This is a genomic window from Shewanella sp. KT0246, from assembly GCF_019654955.1.
Classification (GTDB): Bacteria; Pseudomonadota; Gammaproteobacteria; order Enterobacterales; family Shewanellaceae; genus Shewanella; species Shewanella goraebulensis.
In genome coordinates this window covers 33,243-50,662 of sequence record NZ_BPEV01000034.1, presented here as the reverse complement: position 1 = coordinate 50,662, position 17,420 = coordinate 33,243, and the positions used below count along the sequence as shown (strand labels likewise).

Genomic DNA, 17,420 nt, shown 5'->3' with positions numbered 1-17,420 from the left:
GTTGTTGTACAGATAATGCAGAGGTCGAGTCTTTTTTTCATTCATTGAAAGCGGATGTAATCAGAGGAAACACATTTGAAACGAGCACTAAATTACATTCTAAGCTCAAAGGTTATTTAAACTATTTCTACAATAGACAGCGCCTGCATTCGAGCTTAGGATATAAAACACCTGTTGAATTTGAGCAGAAATTATTTTGAAAATGGACGGTGTCTATTTTATCGGGTGAAGATCACTAAAAACAGTTTGCTCGGTTTCGCTTCGCTATACATTTTAGCAAACAATTTTTAGCCCCTCATTGGGGCGTTAGCTATATACAGGTACTGTTATTCTGGTCACCTAGTTAGAGGTGATACCATTACCTCATAAGATAAAAAAGCCTAACTTAATAAAGTTAGGCTTTTTAGTATTCAACTTTTTCAGTGCTTAGAAAGTCACTAGTCTGAAAAGGTGCTCCAAATCGGCGCATGATCTGATGGCTTTTCAATGCCACGTAAATCGTAATCAACATCAGATTCAGTTAAGCGTGGTAATAACGACTGAGTCACCATGACCACATCAATGCGAAGTCCGCGGTTATCGACAAAGCCTTTACTGCGGTAATCAAACCACGAGTAACGTTCAGTGCGCTCTGGGTGTAACTCACGGAAGCTGTCAACTAAGCCCCAATCTTTGAGGCGCTGCAGCCATTCACGTTCTTCTGGTTGGAAACTACATTTACCGGTTTTAAGCCAGCGTTTAGCGTTAACGTCACCAATACCGATATCTAAATCCACTGGTGAGATGTTGATATCACCAATAATGGCAATGTCTTCATCTGGGGTGTGGTTATCAGCTAAATGCTGCATCAAGTCTCGGTAGAACTTACGCTTAGCTGGGTATTTGGTTTCGTGACTGATGTTTTCGCCTTGTGGGAAATAGCCATTCATTACGGTAATAATGCGGCCGTTAGCCTGTTTGAATTTACCCATGATCATTCGGCGCTGGGCATCTTCTGCATCATCTTTAAACCCTTTAATGACTTCAATCGGTTCAGCTTTTGACAACATTGCCACGCCGTAATGGGCTTTGCCGCCGTGATAATGTACGTGATAACCCATGGCTTCAACGTCAGCGACAGGGAAAGCTTCATCGTGGACTTTGGTTTCTTGCAAACCGATAACGTCAGGCTGGTGGCTGTCGATAAGCGCTTGCAATTGATGTAAGCGGGCGCGAATACCATTGATGTTAAATGAGACAATTTTCATTAGACAAGTACTCGCTTAAATGGCTTAACAATGACGCTCGCGTATACGCCAGCATCGATGTATGGGTCTTGGTCTGCCCATGCTTGTGCGGCAACTAATGACTCAAACTCTGCAACCACTAATGAACCTGTAAAACCGGCTTCTGCTGGGTTTTCACTGTCGATAGCAGGGTGCGGGCCTGCGACTAATAAGCGACCTTCAGCGGCTAATGCTTCTAAGCGTGCAAGGTGAGCTGGGCGGGCACTCATGCGTTTTTCTAAACTGTTTTCAACATCTTGTGACGAAATCATGTACCACATAGATAGGTTCCTTGAATTATTTTATTTGTTCCGATTCATCATGTTCCATATGTTTGTATAGGTACATAACGGTAATAACAGTATTGACTAGGGTAAGGGCGGTTAAACCGAATACTTTAAAGTTAACCCAAGTTTCTAGCGGCAAGCTAAAGGCAACATAGATGTTAGCAATACCACAGGCAACAAAGAAGCTGACCCAGTACCAAGTGACGTGTGCCCAGATATTGTCGGGGCATTTCATTTCTTTGCCGAGCATGCTTTTAAGGATAGGTTTATTGATTAACTGGCTCACCATTAATGCGATGGCGAAGAAGGCATAAACAATGGTGACCTTCCATTTGATGAAGGCGTCATCGTGGAATATCAAGGTTAAGGTACCGAAAAATGTCACCATCGCAAAGGTGATTAAATGCATTTTTTCGACTTGTTTATATAGGATATAAGTGACAATAAGCTGCACTGCGGTAGCTGCGATAAGCGCGCCTGTTGCAGTGTAAATGTCATAAAATTTATAGATGGCAAAAAAGATTACCAACGGAAGAAAATCAAGCAATTGTTTCATATGATGCGATAGCCTAAATAGATAAGTCAGTTTATTGATTAATAGCCGTCATCGATTTTTTGTAAGCTTGAGTTGGGTATTAATCATTATGGTAATAGTAGGCTCAGAGTCTAGCATGGCGGCAGGGTTGATATGAAGGGTAACGAGGGTGAGATTGGCTGATTTATGCTGTTTAAGGGTTAATAAAACTTCATAATTGATAAAACAAAAATGCCACTCGAAGGAGTGGCATTTTAAGTCTTAAATCAAGCTTAATATCTGTAACATTAAGCCATAAATTTATGACTCATGTCTGTTATTTAAAGTCTGTTATTTAAGACCGTTTATTTGTGTGTCGCCGCTTTCATATTACGAGTAAATTCAGCTAGCTCGCTTAATAAGGCTTTTTCATCGTCTTTATTACGTTCGATGATTTTGACCACTGCGGAGCCTGAAATGGCGCCTGCGGCACCCGCTTTAATGGCTTCGCTCACTTGTTTAGGCTCGGCAATACCGAAACCTAATAATGGCGGTGGTGCATTAAACTCTGCAAGTTTAGCAAGGACTTCACCAATAGGTGCGCCTGCTTTTGACTCTGTGCCTGTCACCCCAGCACGAGATAGCAAGTAGGTATAACCTTGACCGTTTTTACTGACCATTTTTATGGTGTCGGTATCCGCATTTGGCGGCGCGATAAAAATAGGAGCAACGCCATGCTTATGAGCCGCTTCACTGAATGGTGCCGACTCTTCTACTGGTACATCAGCAATCAATACTGAATCTACGCCAGCTTGCTTAGCTTTAGCGTAAAAAGCATCAATGCCATTGGCGAATACGAGGTTAGCGTATAACAGTAATCCAATTGGCATGTCAGGGTATAACTCACGGACCTGTGTCAGCAGTGAGAAACAATCTGCAACGTTAGTACCTGAATCTAATGCGCGTAAGTTAGCGCCTTGAATCACCGGCCCATCAGCTAATGGATCTGAAAATGGAAAGCCTAGCTCTAATGCATCAGCGCCATTATCCACTAAGGTTTTGATGATCTTAAGTGACACCCCAACGCTTGGGTCGCCAAGGGTCACGAACGGCACAAACGCACCTTGCTGTTTTTGCGCTAATTGGTCAAAAGCTGCTTGATAACGATTAGTCATGATAAGTCCTTACTTCGCAGCTTCAGCAGAAGCTTTTTGTTCTAAAATGTCAGAGACGGTGAAGATATCTTTATCACCACGGCCCGATAAGTTAACCACTAGAATAGTTTCTTTAGTGGCTTCTTTAGCCATACGGACTGCATAAGCAATGGCATGGGCTGATTCAAGCGCTGGGATAATCCCTTCTGTGCGCGCAAGCAGCTGGAAACACTCTAGTGCTTCATCATCGGTTGCCGACTCATAGCGGGCGCGTCCTGTCGCATTAAGATGCGCATGTTGTGGGCCAACTGATGGGAAATCAAGACCGGCTGAAACAGAATATGACTCTTCAATTTGGCCATCGCTGTCTTGCATTAATGGCGCTTTCATACCAAAGAATATGCCCGTTTTACCGTGCTTAAGCGGTGCGCCGTGCATTGGCGTATCAATGCCTTTACCAGCAGGTTCAACACCGATAAGTTCAACGTCTTTTTCATCGATGAAGTCAGCGAACATACCAATAGCGTTTGAACCACCGCCAACACATGCGATAACTGCATCTGGCAAGCGACCTTCTTTTTCAAGAATTTGTTTTTTAGTTTCTTCACCAATCATACGTTGGAATTCACGCACGATTGTCGGAAATGGATGTGGCCCCGCTGCGGTGCCAAGCAGGTAATGCGCTTTGTCATAACTTGCTGACCAGTCACGCATGGCTTCGTTACAGGCATCTTTTAAGGTGGCTGAACCTGATGTAACAGGGATCACTTCTGCGCCCATCAGTTTCATTCTAAATACGTTTGGTGATTGACGTTCAACGTCTTTCGCGCCCATGTAAACCTTACATTTAAGGTCTAATAGTGCACAGGCTAACGCCGTAGCTACGCCATGTTGGCCTGCACCTGTTTCAGCAATGATTTCTTTTTTACCCATACGTTTTGCCAATAGCGCCTGACCCAGTACTTGGTTAGTTTTGTGCGCGCCGCCATGGAGTAAATCTTCACGTTTTAGATAGATTTTGACCATAGGGTTAGGGCTTAAGTTACGGGTTAAGGTTAATGCGGTAGGGCGACCGGCATAGTTTTTCAGTAACTCAGTAAATTCTTTTTGAAACTCTTCATCTTCTTGAGCTTCTACAAAAGCGGTTTCTAATTGCTTTAGCGCTGGAACAAGAATTTGCGGTACGTACATGCCGCCATATTCGCCAAAATAAGGGTCAAGCTTGAGCTTTGTCATTGGGTCTTCCTTATCAAAATTGTCTGAAATACCCATGTAGGCTATTTCGTAATGCTGTATAAAATTCGGGTCTAATTCTTTCTGATTGCCGTGAATGCTTGGGCAACCTTGTGTGCATCTTTAATGCCGGGCTGTGATTCAACGCCTGAGTTGAGATCTAAACCGTAAAAACCTTGCTGGTTGGCTTCGAATGCATTTTCAGGTGTTAGGCCACCTGCAAGCATGCTGTTTTCTCGTTCTGTGTTAGTTATCGCAGAATTTTCGAGTAACGCTTGCCAGTTGAAGGTTTCGCCCGTGCCGCCAAAGCCTGTGTTAGTTTTACTGTCAAATAAGAATCGGTCTGCACCTTCTGGTTTGTTACCTAACGTTTGGCTCTCGCTGTCTACGCTGACGGCTTTCCAGATTTGGCAATCAAGTTTAGCATCGGCAAGCAAGAGTTTAAGCTCAGAGACATCGTCACTGGTTTCGCTGCCATGCAATTGCACTACTGACAAACCGACCGCTTTTACGGTTGCAACAATGTCTTCATTGGCTTTGTTGACGAATACGCCGACAAAGTTCAAAGCAATGTTATTTCGTTCGCTTTGATTGACTAATGAAGCCGCTTGTTCAACAGTGACACTTCGTGATGATTTTAGGTGGAAGATTAATCCTCCAAAAACTGCGCCAGCTTCAGCTACTGCTTTAATATCTTCAAGGCGAGTTAACCCGCAGACTTTGTTATTGCCAAAAATCAGTTGACGACAAGCAAGGTCGATATCGTCTTGCGCCATGATAGAGCTGCCCACAAGGTAACCATCTACTAACGGATTTAAGCGCTTAACCTGCTGATTATTATAAATGCCTGACTCACTGATAATGACTCTGTCAGTTGGAATTTGCGGCGCTAAAGCTTCAGTGGTGGCTAAATCGGTACTTAAGTCACGTAAGTTGCGGTTGTTAATACCCACAATACGCGCATTAAGATCAATGGCGCGTTCCAGTTCTTCTTGGTTACTGACTTCGGTTAGCGCATCTAAATTGTATTTGGCCGCTTCTTCAGCCAATAACTTGTATTGCGCATCATCAAGTACTGACAGCATTAATAGTACCGCGTCAGCACCTTGATGGGCTGCCAGTTTGATTTGATATGTATCGACAAAGAAGTCTTTACATAAAATAGGTTGGCTGACACGAGCGCGTACTAGTGGAATGTAATCAATATCGCCTTGGAAGAATTGCTCGTCAGTTAATACCGAGATGCCTGCAGCGTATTTACCATAAATATCGGCAATTGCTTCAACGTCAAATACTGGACGAATAAGCCCTTTAGATGGGCTGGCTTTTTTACATTCAAAAATATAACCCGCATTTGGCGCTTTAAGGGCATCAAATAAACTGCGGTCTGATATTTTGGGTTGTAAGCTTGATTCTGGATAACGCAGCTTTAACGAGGCTATATGCGCTACTTTGGTATCAACAATTTTAGTTAATACGTTTGATTCTTTAGCCGTTTTATTAGCAACGTTAGGCATTACTGTAGACATTACTATGCTTCCTCTTGCTGGCTTGCTTCAGCCAGTTGAGTTAATACCGAAAAGGCTTTGCCGCTATTGATTGTTTCAAGGGCAAGTTGAGTACCTTGCTGTACAGTGTCACAAACCCCGCTGACATATAGTGCACAACCCGCATTAATCGCAACCGCGTCACGATGGGCAGGTTTACCTTCGCCTTTTAAAATAGCTTGAGTAATAAGGGCGTTATCACTTGGCTCACCGCCTTCAAGGGCTGAAATTTCAGCAGGCTCAACGCCTAACTCTTGTGGCGTTAGCTTATAAAAACGAATGTTGCCGTCGTTAAGCTCTGCAACTTGGGTTTCGCCATGTAGGGCGACCTCATCGAGTCCGCTGCCGTATACGACCATGGCACGTTTAACACCTAAAGCGTTTAATACGTTAACGATTGGCGCAATTAATTTAGGTGAATATACGCCAAGTAACATGGCTTCAGGTTTAGCGGGATTAATCAGCGGGCCTAATATGTTAAAGATAGTACGGGTTTTAAGTGCTTGTCTTACAGGCACTGCGTGGCGCACACCTGCATGATAATGTGGCGCGAATAAAAAGCATAAACCGAAGTCTTCAATACACTGACTAGCTACTTCTGGTGCCATGGTTAAACCAATACCGCAGTGTGATAACACATCTGATGCACCTGATTTACTCGATACGCCGCGGTTGCCGTGTTTGGCCACTTTTGCGCCAGCAGCTGCTGCAACAAATGATGCTGTGGTAGAGATATTAATGGTGTTATGACCATCACCGCCTGTACCTACAATATCTACCACACCTGTTGCTAATGATTTAGGGCTGCGTGGAAATGGTTTAGCGGCTTTACGAAGTGCATCTGCTGCTCCTGTGATTTCTTCAATGGTTTCGCCGCGCATTTTTAGTGCCACTAACATGCCAGCCATGGCAATAGGGTCCATTTCACCTTCAACGATTGCGGTAAATAATTCAGCACTTTGGCTGCGGGTTAATGCATTGCCTTGATAAAGTGAGTCTAATAGTGGTTGAAGCTGAGACATTATAAGGCTCCCTTTTGGTTAGTGGATTGGCTGCTTTCATTAGCGTGCGTGAGGTAAGTCAAGGTTTGGGTTAATAGCGTGCTACCTAAAGTGGTTAAAATAGACTCTGGATGAAATTGGAATCCAACCGCTTTATCTTGTGGATGAATCACCGCCATTGGCATGTCTTCGGTTGTGGCAATCACGTCTAAACAATCAGGCACTATGGTAGCCACTAAGCTGTGATAGCGCGCTACTGGTAGTGGAGAAGGTAGGTTTGCAAACACACCTTCGCCGTTGTGCGTAGTTGGGCTAGCTTTACCGTGAACCACAAAGGGAGCACGTTCAACTTTACCACCGTAATACTCAACCATGGCTTGATGGCCTAAACAAATACCCAGCATGGGCACTTTGCCCGCGACTTTGCCGATAAGCTCCATCATGCAACCAGCTTCATGTGGTGCGCCTGGTCCTGGAGACAACACTAAGGCTGCTTGTCCTGATTCTGCGATAAGTTTTTCAGCTAAGTAATCAGCGCTAACATCATTACGGTAAATCAGCACTTCGAAGCCTAAACTGCGAAATTGATCCACTAAGTTGTAGGTGAATGAGTCAAAGTTATCTAATAAATACAGTTTCATGTTATTGGTGCTCTGAGAAGTCGTCATTATAATCCACCTCCCATTTTGATGGCAGAAATCACCGCTTGGGCTTTTTGACGGGTTTCGTCGGCTTCAGCTTGTGGGTCTGAATCAAATACCACTCCAGCGCCTGCTTGAATAAAGGCCACATCATTTTTAACAAAGGCTGAGCGAATCACGATACAGGTATCCATGTCGCCTAGACCATTTACGTAACCGACTGCGCCGCCATAACTGCCACGGCGAGCTTGCTCGGCTTCTCGAACCAACTGTGACGCACGCACTTTTGGCGCGCCGACTAAAGTGCCCATGTTCATGCAAGCTTGATAAGCATGCAGGGCATCTAAGTCTTCACGTAATTGACCAGTAACACGGCTAACGAGATGCATCACGTGTGAGTAGCGGTCAACTTTGAGCAATTCTGCCACTTTACGGCTGCCGCTTTGGCTAATACGGGCAATATCGTTACGGGCTAAATCAACCAACATTAAGTGTTCAGACAACTCTTTTTTATCAAGTCGAAGCTCAAGCTCAATACGGCTATCTAAGTCAAAATCAATGCTGCCTTCGGCAGTTTTACCGCGCTGACGTGTACCTGCAATTGGGTATACTTCAACTTGATTGCTTGCTGCATCATATTTAAGAGCACTTTCAGGAGAGGCGCCAAATAAAGTGAAGTCAGGGCCGCGAAAGTAAAACATGTACGGGCTTGGATTGGTTAACCGAAGTGCTCGGTATGCGCCCAGAGTATTGGGGCATGGCAGACTAAAACTTCTTGAAGGAACAACTTGGAAAATATCGCCTGCGACAATGTGCTCTTTTAAATCCCCCACGGTTTGCTTAAACGTTTCGTCACTGATGTTAACTTGAGTTTCAGCATCGACTGTCACTAAAGGTTGAACAGGAGTCAGTGTTTGGCATTGCTGATTAACATCAATAGCACGCTTTGCAAGTGTCTCGGTTAGTTGTGTGTCAGTTGAAAACTGATGGGTGATGATTTCAGCGTGTTGCTGTTGGTGGTCTACTAATATGAGCGTTTCGGCGAGGTAGAATAAGTAATCAGGACAATCGTTATCAGCATTAGGCACTTCTGGTAGTGGCTCTACAGTATCAATTAAGTCATACGCCAGTACGCCACCTAGAAACAAATCTTCAAAGGCATCTTTTTGGTCAGTTTGAATGTGCTGAACAAACATTCTTAAACCATCAAGAGGAGATGTCGACTTTAAACGGGCATCTTCATCCTGTAATTCTTGAGCTTTAGCAAGGTTAATGGTTAACACCTTGTCTTGCTGTTGCTGCTCACTTGTTTTGAAGAAGTCACTGATTGGTGCAAGTAAACTTGCACCGTTATCGGTGAGGGCGCTGAATGTCAGTTTGTAACCGTCACAACGAACCATCATGGCGGCGTGGGTTAACACAATGCTTTTTAGGTGATCTTTGCTTTCAATCTCAGCGGATTCTAGCAACATAGTATGTGGCGCATTGGCGGTCACATGCTGATAAAGGCTCAATGGATCAGCGTGATATGCTAAGGGTTGCTTCTGGGTCACTACATGGGCGAACTGATGTTCCATAATACTTATTGCGCCTCTCTAATATGTTGATTCTTCATACTCGATACTCTTATTTGGTGCCAGTGCCGTGCTCGGTTTGCGTTAGTTTTATCGGAGAGTGCAAGCCGTAAATAGCAAGAAAGCCCACATCTCTGCGGGCTTTCTAGTAAAATCTTGTAGTTATTTAAATAACTACAACGCTTCACACCACCCGTTAATTTGGGAAGTGCCACCACCAATTGATGTTTAATGCGTTAAAATTTGTCATTTAAATCGAAACTCTTGAGTTTAGGTTGTATATCTAAAAAGTTAGCAAAATGCGTTTGGCTAACGTATGCCTTATAGAAGACCTTAGCTGAGGTTTAAAGTCAATTGAATATTTCTCAAATTTGGTATTTTTTTGCTCATCAAGGTGAAAGCGCCATCAATTTGCTGAATATGTAGCAAATAATCACGTCAGGGTTAAGCTTTTCAACAAAGATTAAAGTACAATAACGTTATGATAACAGACTCTCTCTTGGCCGATCTTCACAGCCATACGACCGCATCTGACGGCGTACTTACTCCTTCTGAACTTGTTGAACGCGCCATTGAAAAGGGCGTTGAAATGCTAGCTATTACTGATCACGATACCGTGGCAGGTCTTGCAGAAGCACATCAATTTAATCAACAACATGAAAAGCCGCTTAAATTAATCGACGGTGTTGAAATTTCAACTCGTTGGCAAAATTTTGATATCCATATTGTTGGTTTGAACATGGATAAACAAGCGCCAGAGTTACTTGATTTTTTAAGTCGTCAACGTGAGTTACGTGAAGAACGCGCTCAAGAAATTGGAGTACGTCTCGCAAAAGCAGGTATTGAAGGCGCTTATGAAGGCGCTAAAAAATACGCCGATGGCGCGGCAATCAGCCGAGGGCATTATGCGCGTTGGTTAGCTGAAAACGGTTATGCTAAGGATATGCCGAGTGTCTTCAAGCGTTACTTAGCTCGTGGGAAAACAGGTTATGTGCCCAATAATTGGAGTGATATGGCTACAGCTATCGACATTATTCACCAAACTGGCGGCGTTGCTGTTTTAGCGCACCCAAGCGGTTATAAATTGTCGGCTAAATGGTTAAAGCGTTTGGTGCGAGAATACAAAGAAGCGGGCGGTGATGCGATGGAAGTCGTGCTAGGCCAACAAAGTATTGATGATCGCGCTAACTTAGTCGCTTTAAGCCATATGAATAACTTAAAGGGTTCCATTGGCAGTGATTTTCATTTCCCGAGTAATTGGATTGAGTTAGGCAAAAATTTATTCCAACCTGCTGGCGTACAGTGGGTTTGGCAATCAGAATCTTGGACGGAGCGAACATGAGCCAATTCTTTTATATACATGACGAAAACCCGCAAGCAAGATTAATTAGCCAAGCGGTAAACATTTTAAAGCAGGGTGGGGTGATTGTTTATCCTACTGACTCAGGTTATGCATTAGGTTGTATGATTGGCGAAAAAGATGCCATGACCCGTATGGTGCGTATTCGTAAAATCGAAAATGATAATAACTTTTCACTGATGTGCCGTGACTTGTCTGAGCTGGCGAACTTTGCTCGCGTTGATAATCAAGCTTTCCGTTTACTGAAAAGTTGCACCCCTGGCCCTTACACTTTTATTTTTAAAGCCAGCAAAGAAGTGCCACGCAGATTACAGTGCGATAAAAAGAAAACTATTGGTATTCGCGTGCCTGATAACTTGATTGCGTTAGCGCTGTTAGAAGCCTTAGAAGCGCCGATTATGTCGACCAGTTTAGTGATGCCAGATGAAGAGTTTGCTGAGTCTGATCCTGAGCATATTCGAGATATTTTAGAGCACAGTGTTGATGCTATTATTCATGGCGGTTACCTAGCTGAAAACCAAACTACAGTGATTGATATGTCCGATGGCGACATGGTTATTGTGCGTGAAGGCGCAGGTGATATCAGCCCGTTTGAATAAGTTTTTTGAGCAAATTAAAGGGCAGTTTGGGGCGCAGTATAACTTTTGGTCTGCAAGTTTGTGGGATAGTTGTTTCAACCCTAAGCAATAGTGCGTATAATCGCGCGTTCGGTAATTTCTAGCTATAGTTTTGACGTATTAATCAAAGTGTAAGGCAAATCAGTTTACCATTTGTTATGTGTTGCTACTTGTTTTAACCAACTGATATTAAGTCATTAAATTAAGGAATAAACCAATGCAGGGTATCCAAAAAAGTTTACCCCTAGCGATAGTTCGCGGTGAAGCCGTTGATGCAATGCCGACCGATTTGTTTATTCCGCCAGAAGCGCTTGAAGTGTTTTTAGAGACATTTGAAGGGCCGTTAGATTTATTATTATATTTAATTCGCAAGCAAAAACTGGATGTTGTTGACTTGCCAATTGAAAAAATTACCACTCAGTATTTAGTCTATATTGATATTTTAACTGAAGCGCGAATTGAGCTTGCTGCTGATTATTTAGTCATGGCAGCGACACTTGCAGAAATTAAATCTCGACTGTTGTTACCTAAAATAGTGACTGCAGATGAAGAGGAAGAAGATCCTCGCGTGGTGTTAATTCGCCAGTTAAAAGCCTATGAAGTGATAAAGCAGGCTGCAGCCGATTTAGATGGGCTGCCACGATTGGAGCGCGATGTATATTTAGCACAAGCTAAAGCCGCACCAAACATTAAGCCGGTTATTATGCCTCCTGAAGTATCATTAGTTGATATTGCTCAGGCGTTTTCTGAGGTATTAAAACGAATTGATGCGAACGAACATCATCATGTGAAGCGTGAGTTGTTATCAACCCGCGAGCGAATGAGTCAGATTTTAGCAAAACTGTCGACTGAGCATTTTATCCCTTTTACTGATTTATTTGATGTTAGTGAGGGCAAAGCAGGTGTGGTAGTGAGCTTTTTAGCTTTGATGGAACTAGTCAAAGAGCTATTAGTTGATTTGGTTCAAAATGAGCCGTTAGCACCGATTTACGTGAAAGCGTTTTAATCGATACGGCACAAGATATGAGAAAGGACATAATGCAAATAAACGATATTCAATTAAAACAATTAATCGAAGCCAGTTTATTTGTAATGGGAAAACCACTCAGTATCAAAATGATTAAAGACACTGTTTTAGTGAAGTTTGATGTGTCTCGAGCAAGGATTAAAGCTTGCTTAGATGAGTTACAACAAGATTATCAAGAGCGTGGGGTACAACTGGTTGAAGTGGCTAGTGGTTATCGCTTTCAAACCCAAGAGTTGTTAAGTGAATTTTTACAACCTTTGTGGCAAGAAAAATCCCCTAAATATTCACGGGCGACGTTAGAAACCTTAGCGGTGATTGCTTATCAGCAACCAGTAACGCGCGGTGATATTGAACATGTAAGAGGTGTGGCCGTCAGCAGCCACATAATAAAGAGTTTAGCTGATAGACATTGGGTAAAAACCGTCGGTCATAAAGAAGTGCCAGGGCGACCAGCACTCTATGCTACGACCACAGAGTTTTTATCCTATTTTGGCTTGAAAACCTTAGCGGATTTGCCTTCGCTTAGTGATGAAGAGTCATTGCAGGTGCTATTTGAGAAAGTATCATTGGCACCACAACAAACAGAAGAGTCGAACTAGATGAGCGAAAAATTGCAGAAAGTCTTGGCCCGTGCAGGCCATGGCTCCCGTCGTGAGATGGAGGCATGGATTGCTGCAGGCCGTATTAGTGTAGACGGAGAAATTGCCAGTTTAGGTGATCGCGTTGAAGCGGATGCCAAAATACGCATCGATGGCCGTGCCATCGTTATCAAAACTGAAGAAGACATCATTTGTCGCGTATTGGCTTACCATAAGCCAGAAGGTGAAATTTGTAGTCGTAAAGATCCAGAAGGCAGAACCACTGTGTTCGAACGTTTACCAAAAATACGTGATTCACGTTGGGTAGCGGTTGGACGTTTGGATATCAATACTTCGGGTCTATTATTATTCACATCAGACGGTGAGCTTGCTAACCGTTTAATGCACCCTTCAAATGAAGTCGACCGCGAATATGCGGTACGTACTTTCGGTGAAGTGCCAGAGGCCGCTGTTCAGCGTTTGCGTAAAGGCGTAACCCTTGAAGATGGCCCTGCAAGTTTTGATACTATAAAACCTGCTGGTGGTGAAGGTCTAAATAAGTGGTGGCATGTCACGCTTAAAGAAGGACGTAACCGTGAGGTTCGTCGCTTATGGGAATCACAAGAAGTACAAGTAAGCCGTCTTATTCGTGTTCGCTACGGTATGGTTGAATTACCTAAAGCATTACCGCGTGGTGGCTGGACTGAGCTTGATATGGAACAAGTTAACTACTTGCGTCAGTTAGCCGGTTTAGAGCCAGAAACACGTACATTACTTGGCACCGATAAGCACAGTGTTGCTCGCGCACAAGTTAAAGGCGCTAAAATTCGCCGTGCTGTACGTAAGCATAAAACAGCTGTTGCGCGTCCAAAGTCGACACGTCAACGAGGTTAAACTGCTATAGCCGTGTGCTATGAATTGTGTTTACCGATTAAGGTCGCCATTGGCGGCCTTTTTTATTGCTTATCTTTTTTGCTAGCGGTTTATTGTTTGCAGCTTAAAGCGCGCCGTTTATTGATATATCGTTTGGCTCCAGCGTTAAAATTTTGCTTTTGTTAAAGGCTCAGATAGAGCTGACCAGTCTTAATCAAGCATTCTCAATGATGGATATGCTCAAATGGTCATAAATATAATCAAGGGCTTCCTTGAAACTGTGAATATCGCTAACTATATTTAATTTGATGATTTTTTAGCCAGTTACATACACTTACTGTTAAGGGAGTATTAAATGAAAAAGTTAATCGTCATGGTAGTAGCTTGTCTTTTATATGGCTGTGCATCGGCGCCGACATGGAAGGGAATGTCTGAAAGGGAAATAGCAGACTGGAAAGCAATAGGGTTTGATGCTGCAAAAGCACAAACATGGAGTAAGAGTGGTTTTAATGCTGAACAATCTCAGCAATGGAGTAAAGCAAGTTTTAGTGTGGATTCTGCATCGGCTTGGTCAAAAGAGAAGTTTAACCCAGAAGAAGCAGAGACTTGGAAACAAGCTGGCTTTGAATTAGATGATGCTGTCGATGATAGGGCAAAAGGTTTAACCCCGGTTAAAATGGATAAATAGTGCTTATTTTAAGCGTTAAAGCCTAGATTGCTGCTCAAATAGCCAAATAGATAATTTATTTCAATTTGTACTTTACACCAGCGAGTGAGATCGCTATTATCTCGCTCGTTCGGAGAGATGGCAGAGTGGTCGAATGCACCGGTCTTGAAAACCGGCATGGGTTTGTAGCCCATCTAGGGTTCAAATCCCTATCTCTCCGCCATATTTAGAAAAGCCCGCTAATTTATTAGCGGGCTTTTTGCTTTTTAAAATTTGAGATATTTGGAAAGATATTTAAAAGGTTTGTAGCACAATCCATTTAGGGTTCGAATCTCTATCTCTCAGTCATATTTAGAAAAGCCCGTTACTGCAAAGTAACGGGCTTTTTGCTTTCTGGAATTTGAGTGAGTTTGACTAGATAGTTAACAGGTTTGTAGCGCATCAATGTAGGATTCAAATCCCTATCTATCAACCATATTTAGAAAAGCCCGCTACTGCAAAGTAACGAGCTTTTTGCTTTTTAAAACTTGAGATATTTGGAAAGATATTTAAAAGGTTTGTAGCACAATCCATTTAGGGTTCAAGCCCCTATCTCTCCGTCATATTTAGAAAAGCCCGCTAATTTATTAGCGGGCTTTTTGCTTTCTGGAATTCGAGTTAGTTCAGCCAGAGAGTTAAAAGGTTTGTGGCGCGTCAATGTAGGGTTCATAACTCGTTTATGCGCCATTCCATGTTTACTATTTTGAAAACTCGACGTCGTGGTACTTAATTAATATCAGTTTTAGACATATGGATTTCACACAGGATTTCCAAACTTCGTTTGGATTAACGTCGTGGCGCTTCGCCCACACCAGACGAAAGGGAAACAACAGCATTTCCCTTTTCGATATCCCTTGCCGCTCCGGCGAAATTTAAACAGCAAAATTTCCAACGGAGAATCATCCAGATTTAAACTTCGTTTGTATTCCGCTTCGAACATCTTCAAAAATCACTAACGCTTCCGACGGGGGAGTCCCTTCCCCTCGAAAACTAGCCAGAATCTTAAGTGCAGGATGCACTAAATGCCTTAAAGCACATGGATGTGCGAGAAAGGCCATGTCAGGATTCACGTGATTCTCTTGATGTTCTCAAGCCTACTGGATACACAAATGAAGCTAAATCGAAGAAGTAATAATCCCAGTGTAGATGCAGCAGCGAGCTTCCAAAACATAGATGTTTTGGCAGAGCTTACATGGATGCTTACTTTTAAATCAAGAGCCAGCGTCTCGCAGTTGTATCTGCACATTAAGGTCGCTCTTTCACATCTGAACCATAGGGATATGGTAAATGTCTTTATGATGTATGGAACATCATTGACCATGTGATCGCGACATTTCGTTCGTCCTGTACATCCCAGCGGCAGGCAATGTAGTGATCTTCTTTAACAAACCCAATATAAATGAAGTGAAAAGTTAGTGGTTATAACACGTTTATGCCCCGAAGCTTGTTAGCCACTGCACCTGTTTAACTAGTCATCTAAAGTCAGCATTCTCTTTAATTAAATATCACGTATAGCTGTGTATTTATACAGTTATAATTAAAATGCAACAATTGACAGTATTTGCTTCTCGTTATGTAAAAGCAAAATTCTTGGTTTTACCAAACGAATAGACTTATATTATTGAAAGGTCAGTATTTTATTTGTGAGAAAGTTTACATAACGCCCCCAAAAAATTCTCGATTATCTACATTCTCGTTTTCACCGTAAAAATGATTATTGCCTCACAGAAATCTTACTGTTAAGTTATTAAAAATATTAACAAATAAAGCTGGAAGTGATTGGAGAACGGTAAGATGCCCAAGGGTGTTTATCGGAATTCTCGCTAATACGCTGTTAAGAGGCAAAGGGAAGTGGCTAAGAAAACTTGGGATATAGGAAATATCTTTAGTGTTGAGTTAAGTGATGGGACATTTTCTATTGGCCAAGTTGTTGGGCGTGAGGCGGAAGTTCTTAACTCAATTACATGTGCTTTTTTTAAGGTTAGGTTTCAGCATTATCCTTCAATGGATGAAGTTTTTGAGCTAAATGATACGAAGTTAATAGCTTGCCAATTTACAACTAAGGATCTTCTTACTAAACGTATTTGGAAAGTGCTAGGAAATAGGAAGCCAGTTATATCTACTATTTCATTTCCACATGAAGATTGCAGAGATAATGGGTGGATCGGTGCAGAAATGCACGGTTCAGGAATTATGAACCAGTTTCTTAATGCGTACTATGCTCTTGAGTTTTGGGATGACTGGTTCGAACCAGATTATCTCGATACTATTTTATGGAAACATGCCAAAAAACCTGAGAATTTGAGGTATAAATTGCCTCTTAACAAGCTGCTAAATCCAGATTCACCATAGCTGTCATGCCATTTGCTGCGCAAGTCGCCCGCCAGCTATGGTTCACTTATTAGCAGGGCGTTAGCTGCACCTAAACTGGAAGATCGAATGAAAAACCTATTATTCATCCTTATACTCTTTCCATGCTTATCTTTTGCGGGGTCGTTTATCCCACTACTTGACGACTTTGAACCCACGTACGAAGTAGAGATTAAGGCAGTAAAACCAAACTTTGTCGTCGACTCTATCAGAAGAGGCACTGATGATGGCAATTATGCATCGACCTCCGATGCAGGAATAATCACCTTTCGGCTAACTAACCTGCCAAAACAAGTTCAAGGTTACATCTTTGAAATTGTGGAGGGTGATTTCGAAGATAGGCTGTTTATCGGCAATCCTGTAACGCCTTCCAAATATGTAAAAGATAAAAGTGAATTCACCTTTATTTGGCTCGATGGAAGCAGTGAAGAACAAGAGGCCTTTAAAGTTAAGGTTAAAATTACTGCTGTTTCTATTTCAGGAAATAAAAGTGAATCACAGTACCTTACCGTATCTCACGCTGGTGTTCAAAAGCCTTGGTGGAAATTCTGGTAATCGTAGCTAACAAGTAGCTGCACCTGACCCATACTGCGTGGCTGAATTTGTGTATTCCGCTGCGCTTCATAATCACACAAATGCAGCCACTCCGCATGGGCGGGTGAGCTAGGCGTTA

At 42.7% G+C, this 17,420-nt stretch carries 18 protein-coding genes and 1 tRNA gene; 10 read left to right on the top strand and 9 right to left on the bottom strand.

Going from position 1 to position 17,420, the window contains the following annotated elements:
- Positions 1–200, top strand: a 200-nt coding sequence (locus tag K5Q58_RS16115) for an IS3 family transposase (protein ID WP_220754924.1), incomplete at its 5' end; no start/stop codon positions are given.
- Between the two features lie 237 nt (positions 201–437).
- Here K5Q58_RS16115 and xthA read toward each other — a convergent pair.
- The 9 genes from xthA to K5Q58_RS16070 all read right to left on the bottom strand — a co-directional run bounded on the left by xthA (position 438) and on the right by K5Q58_RS16070 (position 9,219).
- Positions 438–1,247, bottom strand: coding sequence for an exodeoxyribonuclease III (xthA, locus tag K5Q58_RS16110; RefSeq protein ID WP_220754923.1), 810 nt, complete (start codon positions 1,245–1,247; stop codon positions 438–440).
- Complete coding sequence (locus tag K5Q58_RS16105; protein WP_220754922.1) at positions 1,247–1,546, bottom strand: YciI family protein; 300 nt, start codon at positions 1,544–1,546, stop codon at positions 1,247–1,249. Before K5Q58_RS16105 ends, xthA begins: the two co-directional genes overlap by 1 nt.
- A 16-nt stretch (positions 1,547–1,562) precedes the next feature.
- A complete protein-coding gene (locus K5Q58_RS16100; RefSeq protein WP_220754921.1) occupies positions 1,563–2,108 on the bottom strand; it encodes a septation protein A in 546 nt (181 codons plus the stop codon).
- Between the two features lie 323 nt (positions 2,109–2,431).
- Entirely contained in the window at positions 2,432–3,241 is an 810-nt protein-coding gene (gene trpA, locus K5Q58_RS16095) for a tryptophan synthase subunit alpha (protein WP_220754920.1), read from the bottom strand.
- A gap of 9 nt (positions 3,242–3,250) precedes the next feature.
- Positions 3,251–4,456, bottom strand: a complete 1,206-nt coding sequence (gene trpB / locus K5Q58_RS16090; RefSeq protein ID WP_220754919.1) for a tryptophan synthase subunit beta — start codon at positions 4,454–4,456, stop codon at positions 3,251–3,253.
- Positions 4,457–4,527: 71 nt separating this feature from the next.
- Positions 4,528–5,982: a bifunctional indole-3-glycerol-phosphate synthase TrpC/phosphoribosylanthranilate isomerase TrpF gene (gene trpCF, locus K5Q58_RS16085; RefSeq protein WP_220754918.1), complete on the bottom strand. Its 1,455-nt coding sequence runs from the start codon at positions 5,980–5,982 to the stop codon at positions 4,528–4,530.
- Positions 5,983–5,984: 2 nt separating this feature from the next.
- On the bottom strand, positions 5,985–7,022 hold the full coding sequence (trpD, locus tag K5Q58_RS16080) for an anthranilate phosphoribosyltransferase (protein ID WP_220754917.1): 1,038 nt from the start codon (positions 7,020–7,022) through the stop codon (positions 5,985–5,987).
- On the bottom strand, positions 7,022–7,642 hold the full coding sequence (locus K5Q58_RS16075) for an aminodeoxychorismate/anthranilate synthase component II (protein ID WP_220754927.1): 621 nt from the start codon (positions 7,640–7,642) through the stop codon (positions 7,022–7,024). The genes trpD and K5Q58_RS16075 overlap by 1 nt, the downstream gene beginning before the upstream one ends.
- Positions 7,643–7,668: 26 nt before the next feature.
- A complete protein-coding gene (locus tag K5Q58_RS16070; protein ID WP_220754916.1) occupies positions 7,669–9,219 on the bottom strand; it encodes an anthranilate synthase component 1 in 1,551 nt (516 codons plus the stop codon).
- Between the two features lie 478 nt (positions 9,220–9,697).
- Here K5Q58_RS16070 and K5Q58_RS16065 point away from each other — a divergent pair, with 478 nt between their 5' ends.
- From K5Q58_RS16065 to K5Q58_RS16025, 9 genes are all read left to right on the top strand, one after another.
- Entirely contained in the window at positions 9,698–10,558 is an 861-nt protein-coding gene (locus tag K5Q58_RS16065; protein WP_220754915.1) for a PHP domain-containing protein, read from the top strand.
- Positions 10,555–11,175 carry an L-threonylcarbamoyladenylate synthase gene (locus K5Q58_RS16060; RefSeq protein ID WP_220754914.1) on the top strand — a complete coding sequence of 207 codons (621 nt, stop codon included), beginning with the start codon at positions 10,555–10,557 and terminating at the stop codon, positions 11,173–11,175. Before K5Q58_RS16065 ends, K5Q58_RS16060 begins: the two co-directional genes overlap by 4 nt.
- Before the next feature lie 235 nt (positions 11,176–11,410).
- Positions 11,411–12,199 carry a ScpA family protein gene (locus K5Q58_RS16055; RefSeq protein WP_220754913.1) on the top strand — a complete coding sequence of 263 codons (789 nt, stop codon included), beginning with the start codon at positions 11,411–11,413 and terminating at the stop codon, positions 12,197–12,199.
- A 32-nt stretch (positions 12,200–12,231) separates the two neighbouring features.
- Positions 12,232–12,819, top strand: a complete 588-nt coding sequence (gene scpB / locus K5Q58_RS16050; RefSeq protein WP_220754926.1) for an SMC-Scp complex subunit ScpB — start codon at positions 12,232–12,234, stop codon at positions 12,817–12,819.
- On the top strand, positions 12,820–13,692 hold the full coding sequence (gene rluB / locus K5Q58_RS16045) for a 23S rRNA pseudouridine(2605) synthase RluB (RefSeq protein ID WP_220754912.1): 873 nt from the start codon (positions 12,820–12,822) through the stop codon (positions 13,690–13,692).
- A 334-nt stretch (positions 13,693–14,026) separates the two neighbouring features.
- Positions 14,027–14,359 carry a hypothetical protein gene (locus K5Q58_RS16040; RefSeq protein WP_220754911.1) on the top strand — a complete coding sequence of 111 codons (333 nt, stop codon included), beginning with the start codon at positions 14,027–14,029 and terminating at the stop codon, positions 14,357–14,359.
- A 111-nt stretch (positions 14,360–14,470) separates the two neighbouring features.
- Positions 14,471–14,561, top strand: a tRNA-Ser gene (locus K5Q58_RS16035).
- Between the two features lie 1,667 nt (positions 14,562–16,228).
- The gene (locus K5Q58_RS16030; RefSeq protein WP_220754910.1) at positions 16,229–16,729 is read left to right on the top strand and encodes an Imm26 family immunity protein; all 501 of its coding nucleotides are present in this window, start codon (positions 16,229–16,231) and stop codon (positions 16,727–16,729) included.
- Positions 16,730–16,816: 87 nt separating this feature from the next.
- Positions 16,817–17,302: a hypothetical protein gene (locus K5Q58_RS16025; RefSeq protein WP_220754909.1), complete on the top strand. Its 486-nt coding sequence runs from the start codon at positions 16,817–16,819 to the stop codon at positions 17,300–17,302.
- Positions 17,303–17,420 lie beyond the last annotated feature (118 nt).